Raw genomic sequence first — 13,331 nt, 5'->3', positions numbered from 1 at the left:
GGTTTTCATTGTTTAAAACATTTTTACTCTAATAGGGGATGAACCTATAGTATGCCTATCAAAGATGTTGAGTGAGAAAAAAGAATAAGAATACGGTTTAATTAATATTTATTATTTCTGTATTATGTCTACTTTTAAATTAAAGCATCTTGTTTGTTGTTTGAGATAGAAAATAGAATAACAAAATATCCGGATTTTAAATCTAGTCTAAGTGTAGTCAGTAGATTATAAAATCCAAAGAGGAATGGGCTTTTGTAATGTTAAATTTTTAGGAGGCTTATCTATGCTTTTAGCTAATATAGATAAGATAGAAGATTATGAAGGGCATAAAGTTACACCCGATATTACTACAGAAACAAGTCATTTTTTGAAATCAGCAAGAATAGAAAAATCATTAACAGGAGCAGAATTAGGGAAATTATTGGATTTGAGTCAGCAACAAATTTCCCGTTATGAAAATGGATTATGTAAGATTTCTGTTGACATGCTAAATAATTATTTGCAAGTGTTAAATAAGGATTGGTCTGATTATTTTCATTCAGTCATTTCGAATAAGTTTTCTCATAAATTTTAATTGGTTTTTATAACTTATATTTTTAAATATAAAAATATAAGTACTCTGCTAATGCTTATTTAATAAGTATGGGTTTATTGTGAGTGTTAATAATCATTTGATTTTGACAGTGGGTTGTCGCTGTACCTAAATCAGAAACAGACCGAATCAAAAAAGGTAAACGTATGATGTTGAATAAGACGACCCGTAGCGGGTTACTGATGTGTGGTTTGATGGTCAGTCAGTTGGCCACCGCGGGGATTACGATGGACCGCACCCGTATTATTTTTGAAGGAGATAAAACTTCCATGACGTTAAATATTGGTAATAACAATCAGAGCTTACCCTATTTAGCGCAAGGGTGGTTAGAAAACTCCGAAGGCAAAAAAGTGAATAGCCCATTGGTGGTGTTGCCCCCAGTACAGCGATTAGAGCCGGGTAAGACGAGTCAAATTAAAATTGAAGCATTACCGGTTACGGCCAGTAGCTTACCGCAAGATAGAGAGAGCTTGTTCTACTTTAATTTGCGAGAAATTCCACCGAAAAGTGATAAAGCGAATGTGTTGCAGGTGGCGTTGCAAACGCGAGTTAAACTGTTTTATCGCCCGAAAGCGATCATTCCCGCTGATAATAGTGAACCGGCAATCAACCAGCTGACGCTGGATAAATCGGGATCGCAAGCGGTGGTGAAAAATCCGACGCCGTATTACGTGACGGTGATTAATGCATTTTCGCCAACTTTAAAGGGCGATGCAAACAGCTTTGCACCGGTGATGATAGCGCCGTTTGGTCAGGAAAGTCTCGGGGTAAGTAGTGCGCAGTTAGGGAACAATCCAACACTGATCACGATTAATGATTACGGTGGCCGACCAGAATTAAGCTTTACATGCCAAGGTAGCGCGTGTCATGTGGCGAGTGAAAAATCGTAACGTACGAAATCAGGGGAAGGCGATGAGAGCATGGAATAACGCAGCATACTGGCAGTTGTGCTTAGTGGTAACATTGCTTTGGGATGTGGAGAGGCGTCGCCAGTGGACTATCGTGTTGTGAATAATTGGAACGTTGATGGTCAGCACAGCATTTTACGGGTTCGCGGATCGCTAACAGACAGCCCGTGCCGACTGGTGATGGAAAGCCAAGACTTAAAACTGTTCTGGTTCAGATTTATAAAAGTAATACTTATTTGTTTTCTGACACTGAAACTTAGTTACGCTGCCACTGCAACGATTAAGGTGAGTGTCATAACAACTGAAGAAACATGTGATCTATATAGCCAAGATGGGGCAAATCAACCAATTATTATTGATTTTAAAGATATTGTTGCTACAAAAGTTGATGGAAGTATGTATGAAATGTCAATACCTTATATACTTGAATGTTCTAATGCAACGAGTAACCCTTCTTTAAACATTTCAATAAACGGCGCTTCAGCTGAATTTGATTCAGATCTATTGGCGACTAGCGAAAAAGAGCTTGGCTTGGTTCTAAAAGCGGACGGAGCCCCGATAAAACTCGGTGAAAAAATTAACTTTTTTTATAATCAAAAACCCTATTTAACGATGACTCCCAAGGTTGGAAATAAAAGAGCATTAAAGGGGGGAACAGTTCACTCAACGGCAACGTTACTTATCAATTTTAATTAAAACCAGAGAATTTGTTATGCAAAAAAAAATGTATGCCTTGCTATTGCTTGTTATTTCCTTTTCTGTAAATAGCGACACGTTATTTGGTACTTCTGCAAAGGAGCTTTCTTGGCCTGTCTCATCAGAAAGACTCTATGAGGTATCGTGGGTTTCGGGATCAAGTGCAAACGATGATGTACAGGTAACTTGCCCACAATCAACTTATTGTTATTATGGTATTTTTTTGAGAGGGACGTATAAGGGGGCCAGTGGTCCAGGTATGGTAACTTTCTACTGCGTCTCATGTAAGTCGATGACCATTGCAAAACCAATGACATGGAAAGAAATTTATGAGGAATATCTGAAAAGCAGGCCTGCAAGTGGGACCAAAGAAGTGAGGACCCAAGTTATAGTTAAAATCTTAGAAATATGTACGGGGTTGGTAACTAAATTCTCTAGTGGTTATTATAGTGACGTTATAACCCTTCAAGATGCAGGGTGTACCAGTTTGCCTCCGACTAATAATTCTTGCCAAATAGTTGGCGATATTGATATTGATCACTATGTGGTAAGCTCAAGATCTGTAAATGGTAATATTGCAGAGAAAATGATACAGCTAAGTTGTTCAAATCCAGCCACTGTTCGTTTCACTATCGCTAGGCCTAACCTTGACTTGGGAGGTGGTGTGAGCTCACAATTAAGTATAGAAGGATATGGCAATACAGGCTTAATCAATACTGAGTCTCCTTCAATAAACTTAAAATTTCAATCGAGACTCTCTGCTACGAGTGAGATAACTTCTGGATTACACACTAATAGCACTGTCCTTATTTTTAATATTGAATAGATATTAGAGCATGTGATGCGCTACACATTATAGCTTTTCTAGGGGCTGTTGACCTTTGTGGATTTTTTTAAAGGCATGGTGAAACTGTATAATCGTTTCGCCAAAAATAACCATACAGATAACCACCATGCCGCGACAATGTTAACAGAAAAATAGTGGGCTACGCTATGCCAACTCATGAGAAATACGGGGCGTGTCTATAATAAGTACGAACATCGAATGACGTTTGAAGGCATTTTATATCCCATGAAAACAGGTTACTCTTCGCTATTTTACACAAAATTAAATAGTGGAAATTATATTTATTCAATCAGAATAAAGGTTGATTCAGGCAATCTAAAATAGATTTTTAATAAAATAAATGGAGAAACCTCTGTGCTAGGTTAAGTAAATATACTAATAATATCAAATAGTTTCATGCTTGCCTTATTTGAAAATAGTGAACTTTCTACTTATACTTAATTTTACGCGTATACGGTGTTTTGTTGACTTATATTTATAGTAGGAATAGCAATGAAAAAAACGATCCTTTTATTTAGTCTGTTGGGTGCTTCAACGTTATTTATATCAGGCTGTAGTTCTACTAATAATGCATGGGAAAAGTTTGCCAACATATTAGATGGTGCAATGCCATTTGTTAAAGAATCGGAAGAATGGGAAGCCTATAGTATTAAAGCAACGCAGCAGGGTGTTGTTTACAGCAAATCAACCAACGCTGATAAGCAATATGTCAGTAAAAGGATGGATAATGAGTACCCAGATGCAGTAAACCGCTTTGCTAGTCCATTTGCGCTGAGTTCTAAGTCAAAACAAGAATTAGCAGATTCAAACCGAGGCTACCAATTCACATACAATGAAATTGTGGTTGTTAAAGATAAAACGTCTTCTGATGTTATCGGTTATTGTGTAAATTATGGTTTTGACAGGGTCATAAATGGTAAACTTGTAGAAGACAACGATAAAATACGAAACGATTTTATCTATGTCGCGAAAGATAAACCGATATCTCTTGGCACCGTAAATGAAGAGTTTACAAAAACCATGTGCGGTAAAGATTTTTATAAAAAATATAAAGGGTGAACAGTTAAACCTAAATTAAAATGGTAGCACTGTATTAATCAGTACTACCGATTTTTATCTTATTAGAATGGGCTTGCCAAATCTAGGCCCAACATATCATCTGTATTAATACGGTATGATAGCGATTAAAAATAGCTATCTCATATTTTTACAACACATCATGAAAAATTGTATTGACTCTCACGTAACGTAAGGCGTGATATTACAACCGTTATTTACATTACGGAGATAAAATCATGCATACTAATCATTTCAGTCCTAGCCGAACAGCAATTACAATGGCGCTAGCCAGAGCAGTACATCAGCTACTTGATGAGCCCATCGTATTACAGGATCCAATCGCTGAATTTTTACTTGATGAAGATATGCGCTTGAAGCTGCATGATAACCCTTATGAGTTTAATGACCCGATGGCCAGAACCATGCGTGCGGCAATGGTTGCCAGAAATTGTGTCGTCAGAGATGCGTTAATTAAAGCGAAAAAAGAAAATCACAATCTTAAACAGTTTGTTATGTTAGGCTGTGGTCTTGATGCATTTTCTTTGAATCAAGCTTCTATATTTAAGGATATTCAATTTTATGATGTAGATACCCCTAAAATGATGGCATGGAGAGCGGATAGATTAAATGAACATCATATTTCGCTGCCTGAAAACGTCCATAATGTTAATTGTGATTTTAATCATCAAAATGCATTCGAAGCGTTATCTGCTGTTGGGTTTAATAAAAATGAACCTGTAATAATTTCATTTATGGGGGTTACACCTTATCTGTCAAATGAGGTGATATATAACATGATGGAACAAGTACTGAAATTGCCTAAAGGTTCATCTATTCACTTTGATTATCGAGTGCAAAGCCATTTATTAAACCCGATTGAGCAAATGATGGATAAAATGGTTGCCGCACAAGTCGCTAAATTTGGTGAACCCTGGTTATCTGAATTTATACCTGACGACCTTCGTATCAATTTATTAGAAATGGGGTTTAGCCAAGTTGAACACTTTGATACAACAACATTAAATGAGCGTTATTTTGCTAGAAGAAAAGATGGATTGCAGACAACAGGTGGAGGGTTGAGGCTGATCTCTGCATTTATTGAGTAATGAACATATTAGTTACCCAATAGCATTTTAATTGAATGGGCGGGCAGGGTAACAATATAAACCCCAAGTCTCTAGGTTTATTAAGAACAAGCTATAATCTGACAGACACCTGTATACATAACAGGTAACTGTCAGATTAGGTATTAAATTAATACAAGTTATTATTACGTAACCAATTGGTTATAAAGTAATTTTCATTTTTGGTATAAGTCGTTCAGGGATTGACTCTGAAGGTGTGTTGTACATTGTTATTGCGCCCATTTTTTTATAAAAACGTTCAGCATTAGGATCTGCATCAAGTAATAACTCTTTTAAATTCATCTTTCGTGCATGTTCTATGGCTAGATCATACAAGGTTTTACCAATGCCTTGACCAATAAAAGAAGGGGCAACAAATAGCTTTTCTAGTTCACCTTGTCCTGTATTTCCATTCAATCTAAGTTGAATAAAACCACAACATCTTTCATTATTTTTTGCTACAAAAATTAAAGAGTTAATAAAATCGGCTTCTTTTAGTGTTAGCTCATCACGGCACATCTCAATAAAGTCATCACTATATCCCCAGTATTGTTTGGATTCCAGAGCTATTGCTGTAAGTTCTTTTGCTTCAGAGCTATGAGCCATATTAATACTAATCGGCATATCATTAAGTCCTTGTTATGGCTCCAAGTGGGAATGGGAATATGGGGCTAATGAAAAGATAATGCTGCATATTATAACCAAATCAAATCAGAGAAGGAATCTGTGAGCACTCTTAGGCTACTTGTTGGGCCAACTCTGGGGGGACTGATGAATTTGAACCGGCTGACATTGGGAAGGCTCTGGGATTACACGGCTCAGAGACAATAGGGCTTTGATGCGTTAAATCATCGAAGGGAGTATCTCACGTGAAGTTATTGGTCTTATATCCTATTTAACATAATATGTATTATGCGAACCTAGGTGTGAAATGAAGAAATCCAGGGTTCTGGCTGGTTAACCTTAACCGTGTTGGTTCGTTTAGGTACTAAAATCAGAAAATAATGTCTATCCAGCGGCTTTGATACTTTTGCGGTAAATCGTCTTTCTCAAAAAACATCTGATAATATGCAAAAATGCCTTTATACGTGAGCACTGGAACAACCGCAAAACCTGCTTCAAATATTGCACCTAGCCAGTTTTCTTTCAAACGCCCTCGATTATTTAATCGGTCCGTCATTCAAATCAATCGAAACGTTATGTTCCCTCATTCCGTAAACCATAATCACCTGCAACCTGAAGAGTCTATAACAATCATATATCGAGACATCACTTATAATCATATAACTGCTGGAACATCAGGATATAGTATTTACTAAAATAATTACTATAAGCTAGGTTTTTATCAACTTTTCATTTTTTACTTCGTAATATCATTCCTATGATAAAGTAAATTAAAAATGAAAATAAAAATAAATTTTCATGATGAAAACCTATTTTATTCAATAAGTTGACAGTGAAATAAGATAAAGCAGCACATACAATTAATAAAATGATAATAGCAAAGTCATCAAAAAGCTGCTTAATAATGTCAAAAATAAAATTCATTTCCCAATCCCTTTCAATACATTATTTAAAGTTCATTGGTAGACATTGACATTCTATCTATTGTTCCATAAACACTACCAAATAAATTTAGTTGTGAAATAGTATAAATTTCACTTATGCAATATGCAATCAAAACCCTGTCAGTCGGTATTAGCCCCCCGCTCGCAAAGTGAGCTGATACCGCCTAACAGGCCGAATTTCCAAAAGTATCAAATTTAGCATTGCTCTAATAAAATCGGTCATGTTACTTACCTACTAATTCTGTGATAGTGCATTATCCATATCCAACAATTGCACCTGCACGGAGGAGCACCATGATACCAGAAGTCTGTTATCTTGTGATTACCCCCGTTTTACGGCACGGGGGTTTTTTACTACATAGAATCACTACAAATAATCTGTTTCAATAATACCTGTTAGCGTAAAATTAAAATTCCCCCCTTTACCTTCCATATGAGCTAATTTGTATAAGCTGACTCTCAATGGAAAATTTTGATCCCCAAGAGCTTCCCTACTTACCTTTTCACCAGGCCTAATTTCACCATTATCTAATTTGACTTTAACTCCTATATGGCTTGCTTGCGTTTTATATACACTACTCGAAATATCAGACTGTGGATTATCAAAATAAAAAGATACTTTTGCCTTTTCTAGGCACCTAAGTTTAATATTTGCGATTTTCGCCTCTGTTTCTGCTCCGATAGCCATTGCTGGTGAAATTGAACCAAATTGGAAATTAAAAGTTTGATCTCCATCAATACCACATGGCGGTACGATTTCATCGAATGTTCCAGATATTCTAAAGTGTAAGGTGTGCTGTTCAGCGAAACTCGTAAAAGAGCTCGCAGCGAGAGCAATTGCAACGAAAGATTTGAAGCTAAATAGTTTCATATTTATGTCCATTTATTTAATTTAAGTTAAGTTAATACCTTATATAAAAACAGACAAAATGTTGTATTTATAAACACACAGACCTTGATAATAATATGGTTTTTATGTTTGAAAATGACAAAAAGAAGAGAAAGATAAAAATCAGAGGTTTTAGGGGCCAACCCTACACTGATTTTTTAATGAGTTAAAATATAAAATTGATCATATGTTCGCTTCAGGTATGAAAAATTTACCTGATTTAGTATTACTTAGTTACGCTGTTATTCGCTGACTTTTTAGGCTTTATCTGTTATCAAATGGCAAGCAGATAAAATATGATGAATAAAACACCAAATTTTGCTCATTATCCTTAACCTTTGGAGTTAAACGATGACAGTTTCCATTCGTATTGTAAGTGGCTTACTTTTTACATCACTTCTTGCCGCCACCCACGCTATTGCTGAATCAGAAAGTTTTTTAAATCAAAATGTTAAACTAAAGCATGCAACAGTATTTTTGCGTGGTGCTGAGTTAGATAACCATGTGACGTTGTCACTTAAACCAGGTCAAAATGATGTTGTATTGACCAATATCGCAGCGAATATCGACCCGCGAACCTTGTCTGTTAGTCTGCCAAATAAGGATGTGATCATTCGTTCAATCAATGTCCGTCAAGTTGCCATTCCCCCTATTTATTCCCCTGAAATCACTGCGCTTCAAGAGCAACAAAAACAGAATAACCAACAAATTGAGAACTTGAATATTGCAATTAAAGTCGGTGAAGAACAATTATCGTTATTGAAAGATCAGCGCTTTTTTGGCGAAAATAATAACCAAACCATTGAACAGTCATCACAAAAACTGAGTTTTATCCGTCAGCAAATGACACAAATACTTCAAGAACAACAGCAAAATCAAACATCAATTAATGTGCTCGAAGAAAAAAATGCGTTGTTGCAAGCTCAAATTGATGAAAACTTGCCTACTATCGTTGATCAACAAACCCAGATAGTCATGGTTATTGATGCGAAAAATGCGACTACAGCACAAATGCAGCTTTCTTATCTTACCCCTGATGCTGCTTGGTCTCCTAGTTATGACTTTCGTAGCCAAGATATTGAATCCCCTATCGTTCTTACCTACAAAGCCAATGTTGTGCAAAATACTGGGATTGATTGGCAAAACGTGAACTTAACATTGTCCTCTATTAATCCGTCTAAAAACATTACACCGTTTAATCTGCAACCTTGGCGCTTAGCAATATATGATGATAGCGCGCAATATGACTCTCAAGCGTTAACGCAGTCGGTCCCTGCACCGACTGCAATGGTAGAAATGAGCGCGCCTGCAAAAAGAGCACGTGCTAATACGGGGATTTCAAGCTTTGTCACAGCATCGAGCAATGGCATCAATTTAAGTTATGATATCTCATTACCCTATAGTTTAAAAAGCAGTACAAAGCCTAACTCGCTGACGATTAAACAACAGGATGTCACAGGGAAATATCTATACACTACAACCCCGAAATTAGCGGAAGAGGTGTTTTTACAAGCAGGTATTGATAATTGGCAGGCGCTGAACTTACTCAATGGCAACGCCAATATTTACTATGGCAATACTTATATTGGCCAATTCAATATTGATACCAATCAACTAAGTGATACTCTTTTTATCCCATTTGGCATTGATAAAAACATTCAGATTTCTCGTGAAAGCAACGAAAAGATGAAGAAAAAACCGAGTTTTATTGGTTCAACCATTGAGCAAAAAGAAGGATATTTGATTAAAGCCCAAAATAGGCATAAAAAACCAATTAATTTGACTATTATTGACCAATTGCCAATTAGCCAAGATAGCGAAATCAAAGTATCTGAAATTGATAATAAACAGGCTAATGTTAATAAAACAACAGGCGAATTAACTTGGGAGGTCACCCTAGAGCCAAATCAACAGATTGAAATTCCGTTTAATTATACGTTGAGCTACCCAAAAGATAAGCATATCGTTGGTCTTGAATAGTAACTTTTGTAGTTCCCTTGGGAAGGCGTTAGAATAAATTTACGCAATACAACAATAACAGTATAGAGGTTTACATGATTATATTAGTAACAGGTGCATCATCAGGGTTCGGCGAATCCATCGCGCGTAGATTTATTCAACAAGGTCATACCGTTATTGGCACTGGACGCAGAACTGAGCGTTTGATTGCGCTACAAAATGAATTAGGTAATAATTTTCACCCGTTAACATTGGATGTTCAAGATAGAAAAGCCATTCAAGCCGCCGTTGCTAATTTACCCTCTTCTTTGAAAAACATTGATGTTCTCGTCAATAATGCCGGCTTGGCATTAGGCTTAGAGCCTGCTTTTGATGCGAACCCTGATGATTGGGAAATTATGATTGACACTAATACCAAAGGTTTGGTCAATATGACTTATGAAGTGCTACAAGGCATGGTGGCAAAAGATCATGGTCATATTATTAATATCGGCTCAACAGCAGCAAGTTGGCCTTATAAAGGTGGTAATGTGTATGGTGCGACAAAAGCTTTTGTTAAACAATTTTCATTAGGTTTACGCGCAGATTTACAGGGTAAAAAAATTCGAGTCACCGATATTGAGCCTGGTTTGGTTGGTGGAACCGAGTTTTCTAATGTTCGCTTTAAAGGGGACAATGATAAAGCATCAAATACCTATAAAGGCGCAGATGCACTCACCCCAGAAGATATCGCTGAAACTGTATTTTGGGTTGCAACGCTCCCAGCTCATATGAACGTAAATACACTGGAATTAATGCCAGTCTGCCAAACCTTTGCTGGGTTAACTGTTCATAAACAACTTTAATTTTCGTCCTATTCTCTACAGACGAAACGGTTTATTTTTGGCTATACTCCGTTTATAGACCCTGTTTAGTAAGGAATTTATATGAGTACACAGAATATGTTGAAAAAAAGTTTAGCCGCAGTTTGTGTCTGTTTACCATTATTTTGGGCAACAACTGCCCCCGCTGCTCAAGGAAATACCACAACTTCATGCACAGCAGGTAGTACTTGCGTTTCTGTTGGCAAAGGTGATGACTCGTTAAACAAAGAGCAAGCTCGCCAAGAAAAAGAGCAATGGGATAACACTCGTATGCTACGTAATAAGATCAATACACGTACTGAAAAAGAGTTTGATAAGATTGATGCCGCATTTGATGCAAAAGACAAATGTGAAAAAAGCTTAAATCTGAATGCGTATTGGGAACCCAGTACAAAGCGTTGCTTAGATGTCGGTATTGGCCGTCCAATTAACCCATAAGCATTAAGTTGTTCTTCATGGGATCATGTACCAAGGAGGATCGATGCAAAAGAAATTATTAGTTCCATTATTTTTAGTCATGTTAGCACCGGCTTTTGCTCAAGCTTCATGTGAAAGCGTGATAGAGGAGATTAAACAAAAAATTATCAATAATGGTGTACCTGCTGATAATTTTAGTTTAGTTGCTGTCCCTAATGATGAGGTTGACCCCGCTAAAGGGCAAGTTGTCGGTCATTGCCAAAATGATTCATACAAAATTATCTATACCCGCCACTAGGCGTTAATATACTTTAGGGCGACCATGTCGCCCTTTTTACTGCTAATTATCAATCAATTACGCAGGTACATTAATAAAGTCTAGTAATTTTTCGATATGCAGATAGTGCCCTAAATCACGTTCTTCTGGTCGCAATAAATAGGGGATCTCACCGATCAATGGGGCTTTAATATGGTGCTGCAAGCGGTCAATAATTTGCGCATAATGAGCAAGTCCTGGGTTTATTCGGTTTGCCATCCAGCCAATTAAGGGTAAGCCATCTGCCCTAATCGCATCCGCCGTTAATAACGCATGATTCACACAACCGTGCTGTATCCCCACCACTAAGATTACGCCAACAGTTTGCCCTTTTAGCCAATCCGTATAAAAGGTATTGTCATCAAGCAAATAGCGCCAACCACCATTCCCTTCAATAACGACCATGTCGCATTGTTCATGTAAATGGTCTAAACCTTGTTTAATTTTACTAAAATCAATACTGTTCTCATGGCTGTAGTTGTCAGTGATACGCACAGGATTAACTTCATCATAAGAAACAAAATCCTTAGATACACTGTGGATCAATAATGCGTCTTTATTCCTGACTCCTTCAGGGGTATCAATGCATTGGTCGGCAATTGGTTTATAACCTACAGCTTTAATTCCTTGCCCATTAAGTGCTTGCAAGATCGCAAGCGTCGATACTGTCTTCCCGACATCTGTATCTGTCCCGGTAATAAATAGATTGGTCATGGTCTTTTTCTATCCTGAAGTGACAGACTCGCACAGCATTAAGCTGCAAAAATGATATGGATTCAGTTTATGGGAATGGGAAAATGATAAATTTGCGTTAGCTCAATTTTGTGGTCGATAGTCAAAAGTTTATCGAATTGTTTTAGCCTTGTAGCAATTGTAGCAACAGTGAACCATCATACAGCGCGCGCTGAATTAACGTAGATTCACTCTCTTTGATAGAAAAATTAGATTTTTCTATCAGTAAATTAGAACTGTATAGATGAGATGCACTTTGTTTCATGTAATGACGCAATCGTTCAAATAACACCTCGGCTGCTCCATTCAATGGTGAATTTATCAGAATTAATTCTGTACCAAGTAAATTCGTCATAAGTGCCAATGGTTTTGCGAGCTGTTTTGCAACATCCTCTATTAGATAAACACAAAGTTCATCACCTAATATTGCGCCAGCGCAAATATTATCGACCGACAGTTCATTTTGCAGTAAAGCGGTATGTGGGTAATTACAGCGTAAAATACGGGCTTTTTGTAAGATGGCAGCAATAGAAACGTGCCTTTCTAAGCACCCTTCACCGCCACAATAACACGCAATAGGATGAGACTCATTAAGCTGAGTATGACCAAAAAGAAGCGGTTTGTGCGTGCTAGCATCTAACGTCACACCTTGATTTAAGATCGTGACATTAACAGCATCATGAAGTTGCAGGTAAATAATGTTTTTTGCCTGTCGTTTAGCAGAAAAAGCAAAATGATCCATTAACGCTAGTGCATCAACCGTTGGGTGTAAGTAAACAGATAACCCCGTTTGTGTAGTCAGGTGTTGAGCTATTGGTAATGCATTAATATCAAAACTAGGCAATTGATGAATAGTACCTTGATAAGGATCTAAAATTCCTTCCGCTAGAATACTGATAGCAGTAAGACGTTCTATTGACGTTTGGTGATCAGCAAAAAACTGGCTAATTAGCTCAAGTAATTGATGAATAAAAGCATCGTTACCACTTACATCAAATGGATATTCGTTTTGAGCTAACGTCGTTCCGTTAATTTCTTTCAAAGAAACAGTGATGCTTTTGCGTGATTCAATAACGATTGAAAGAAATTGCCACCCTTCACTTTCAATCACAAGCCCTACCGCAGGGCGTCCCCGTAAGCCGAGCACTGGAAATTCTAACTCTTTGATTAAATGAGCATCCATTAATTCTCGCGTGATTTTTGTAATACTTGCAGGGGCGAGTGAAGCTTGTTTAGATAAGGCGATACGTGATATTGGACCATGTTGATCAATAATTCGATACACGATACCCGTGTTTAATTGTTTGATTTGGTCAATATGACCTGTTTGATTCAGCATGGTTATTGTCAAATCCTTTATA

Annotated in this window: 15 protein-coding genes and 1 pseudogene; 11 read left to right on the top strand and 5 right to left on the bottom strand. The window is 37.1% G+C overall.

What is annotated here, in order from left to right; genetic code table 11:
- Positions 1–283: 283 nt before the first annotated feature.
- From AB6N04_RS06735 to AB6N04_RS06705, 7 genes and pseudogenes are all read left to right on the top strand, one after another.
- Positions 284–574 (top strand): helix-turn-helix domain-containing protein, encoded by a 291-nt coding sequence (locus AB6N04_RS06735; protein ID WP_369311120.1) that lies wholly within the window; start codon positions 284–286, stop codon positions 572–574.
- Positions 575–738: 164 nt separating this feature from the next.
- Positions 739–1,482, top strand: coding sequence for a fimbria/pilus periplasmic chaperone (locus AB6N04_RS06730; protein WP_369308949.1), 744 nt, complete (start codon positions 739–741; stop codon positions 1,480–1,482).
- Positions 1,483–1,584: 102 nt separating this feature from the next.
- Entirely contained in the window at positions 1,585–2,196 is a 612-nt protein-coding gene (locus tag AB6N04_RS06725; protein WP_369311119.1) for a fimbrial protein, read from the top strand.
- A 16-nt stretch (positions 2,197–2,212) separates the two neighbouring features.
- Positions 2,213–3,022 carry a hypothetical protein gene (locus AB6N04_RS06720; RefSeq protein WP_369311118.1) on the top strand — a complete coding sequence of 270 codons (810 nt, stop codon included), beginning with the start codon at positions 2,213–2,215 and terminating at the stop codon, positions 3,020–3,022.
- A gap of 138 nt (positions 3,023–3,160) precedes the next feature.
- Positions 3,161–3,280, top strand: a pseudogene (locus AB6N04_RS06715) (IS5/IS1182 family transposase); the annotation flags it as partial.
- Positions 3,281–3,535: 255 nt separating this feature from the next.
- The gene (locus tag AB6N04_RS06710; RefSeq protein ID WP_369311117.1) at positions 3,536–4,102 is read left to right on the top strand and encodes a hypothetical protein; all 567 of its coding nucleotides are present in this window, start codon (positions 3,536–3,538) and stop codon (positions 4,100–4,102) included.
- Positions 4,103–4,338: 236 nt separating this feature from the next.
- Positions 4,339–5,208, top strand: a complete 870-nt coding sequence (locus tag AB6N04_RS06705; protein WP_369311116.1) for a class I SAM-dependent methyltransferase — start codon at positions 4,339–4,341, stop codon at positions 5,206–5,208.
- A 180-nt stretch (positions 5,209–5,388) separates the two neighbouring features.
- On the opposite strand, the gene AB6N04_RS06700 is transcribed toward AB6N04_RS06705, so the two are convergent.
- The 3 genes from AB6N04_RS06700 to AB6N04_RS06690 form a co-directional block, all read right to left on the bottom strand.
- On the bottom strand, positions 5,389–5,850 hold the full coding sequence (locus AB6N04_RS06700; protein WP_369311115.1) for a GNAT family N-acetyltransferase: 462 nt from the start codon (positions 5,848–5,850) through the stop codon (positions 5,389–5,391).
- Between the two features lie 370 nt (positions 5,851–6,220).
- A complete protein-coding gene (locus AB6N04_RS06695; RefSeq protein ID WP_369311114.1) occupies positions 6,221–6,406 on the bottom strand; it encodes a hypothetical protein in 186 nt (61 codons plus the stop codon).
- 755 nt (positions 6,407–7,161) lie between these two features.
- A complete protein-coding gene (locus tag AB6N04_RS06690) occupies positions 7,162–7,665 on the bottom strand; it encodes a fimbrial protein (RefSeq protein WP_369311113.1) in 504 nt (167 codons plus the stop codon).
- A gap of 369 nt (positions 7,666–8,034) precedes the next feature.
- Between AB6N04_RS06690 and AB6N04_RS06685 the strand changes: the two genes are divergently transcribed.
- The 4 genes from AB6N04_RS06685 to AB6N04_RS06670 all read left to right on the top strand — a co-directional run bounded on the left by AB6N04_RS06685 (position 8,035) and on the right by AB6N04_RS06670 (position 11,220).
- Positions 8,035–9,663 carry a DUF4139 domain-containing protein gene (locus tag AB6N04_RS06685; protein WP_369311112.1) on the top strand — a complete coding sequence of 543 codons (1,629 nt, stop codon included), beginning with the start codon at positions 8,035–8,037 and terminating at the stop codon, positions 9,661–9,663.
- A 74-nt stretch (positions 9,664–9,737) separates the two neighbouring features.
- Complete coding sequence (ydfG, locus tag AB6N04_RS06680; RefSeq protein WP_369311111.1) at positions 9,738–10,487, top strand: bifunctional NADP-dependent 3-hydroxy acid dehydrogenase/3-hydroxypropionate dehydrogenase YdfG; 750 nt, start codon at positions 9,738–9,740, stop codon at positions 10,485–10,487.
- 81 nt (positions 10,488–10,568) lie between these two features.
- Positions 10,569–10,943 carry a DUF1283 family protein gene (locus AB6N04_RS06675; RefSeq protein ID WP_369311110.1) on the top strand — a complete coding sequence of 125 codons (375 nt, stop codon included), beginning with the start codon at positions 10,569–10,571 and terminating at the stop codon, positions 10,941–10,943.
- A gap of 43 nt (positions 10,944–10,986) precedes the next feature.
- A complete protein-coding gene (locus AB6N04_RS06670) occupies positions 10,987–11,220 on the top strand; it encodes a DUF1161 domain-containing protein (protein ID WP_369311109.1) in 234 nt (77 codons plus the stop codon).
- A gap of 57 nt (positions 11,221–11,277) precedes the next feature.
- Here AB6N04_RS06670 and bioD read toward each other — a convergent pair whose 3' ends face one another.
- Positions 11,278–11,952 carry a dethiobiotin synthase gene (bioD, locus tag AB6N04_RS06665; protein WP_369311108.1) on the bottom strand — a complete coding sequence of 225 codons (675 nt, stop codon included), beginning with the start codon at positions 11,950–11,952 and terminating at the stop codon, positions 11,278–11,280.
- 142 nt (positions 11,953–12,094) lie between these two features.
- Positions 12,095–13,309, bottom strand: coding sequence for an ROK family protein (locus AB6N04_RS06660; protein ID WP_369311107.1), 1,215 nt, complete (start codon positions 13,307–13,309; stop codon positions 12,095–12,097).
- Positions 13,310–13,331 lie beyond the last annotated feature (22 nt).

This window comes from Providencia rettgeri, assembly GCF_041075285.1.
Taxonomy (GTDB): Bacteria; Pseudomonadota; Gammaproteobacteria; order Enterobacterales; family Enterobacteriaceae; genus Providencia; species Providencia rettgeri_G.
The sequence above is the reverse complement of the archived record's forward strand: the minus strand, read 5'-3'. Positions and strand labels throughout refer to the sequence as shown.

Excerpts from the sequence above, each read along its gene's own strand:
- AB6N04_RS06735 (WP_369311120.1), top strand. The coding sequence starts at position 284 with ATGCTTTTAGCTAATATAGATAAGATAGAAGATTATGAAGGGCATAAA.
- AB6N04_RS06730 (WP_369308949.1), top strand. The coding sequence starts at position 739 with ATGATGTTGAATAAGACGACCCGTAGCGGGTTACTGATGTGTGGTTTG.
- AB6N04_RS06720 (WP_369311118.1), top strand. The coding sequence starts at position 2,213 with ATGCAAAAAAAAATGTATGCCTTGCTATTGCTTGTTATTTCCTTTTCT.
- AB6N04_RS06710 (WP_369311117.1), top strand. The coding sequence starts at position 3,536 with ATGAAAAAAACGATCCTTTTATTTAGTCTGTTGGGTGCTTCAACGTTA.
- AB6N04_RS06705 (WP_369311116.1), top strand. The coding sequence starts at position 4,339 with ATGCATACTAATCATTTCAGTCCTAGCCGAACAGCAATTACAATGGCG.
- AB6N04_RS06700 (WP_369311115.1), bottom strand. The coding sequence starts at position 5,850 with ATGCCGATTAGTATTAATATGGCTCATAGCTCTGAAGCAAAAGAACTT.
- AB6N04_RS06695 (WP_369311114.1), bottom strand. The coding sequence starts at position 6,406 with ATGACGGACCGATTAAATAATCGAGGGCGTTTGAAAGAAAACTGGCTA.
- AB6N04_RS06690 (WP_369311113.1), bottom strand. The coding sequence starts at position 7,665 with ATGAAACTATTTAGCTTCAAATCTTTCGTTGCAATTGCTCTCGCTGCG.
- AB6N04_RS06685 (WP_369311112.1), top strand. The coding sequence starts at position 8,035 with ATGACAGTTTCCATTCGTATTGTAAGTGGCTTACTTTTTACATCACTT.
- ydfG (WP_369311111.1), top strand. The coding sequence starts at position 9,738 with ATGATTATATTAGTAACAGGTGCATCATCAGGGTTCGGCGAATCCATC.
- AB6N04_RS06675 (WP_369311110.1), top strand. The coding sequence starts at position 10,569 with ATGAGTACACAGAATATGTTGAAAAAAAGTTTAGCCGCAGTTTGTGTC.
- AB6N04_RS06670 (WP_369311109.1), top strand. The coding sequence starts at position 10,987 with ATGCAAAAGAAATTATTAGTTCCATTATTTTTAGTCATGTTAGCACCG.
- bioD (WP_369311108.1), bottom strand. The coding sequence starts at position 11,952 with ATGACCAATCTATTTATTACCGGGACAGATACAGATGTCGGGAAGACA.
- AB6N04_RS06660 (WP_369311107.1), bottom strand. The coding sequence starts at position 13,309 with ATGCTGAATCAAACAGGTCATATTGACCAAATCAAACAATTAAACACG.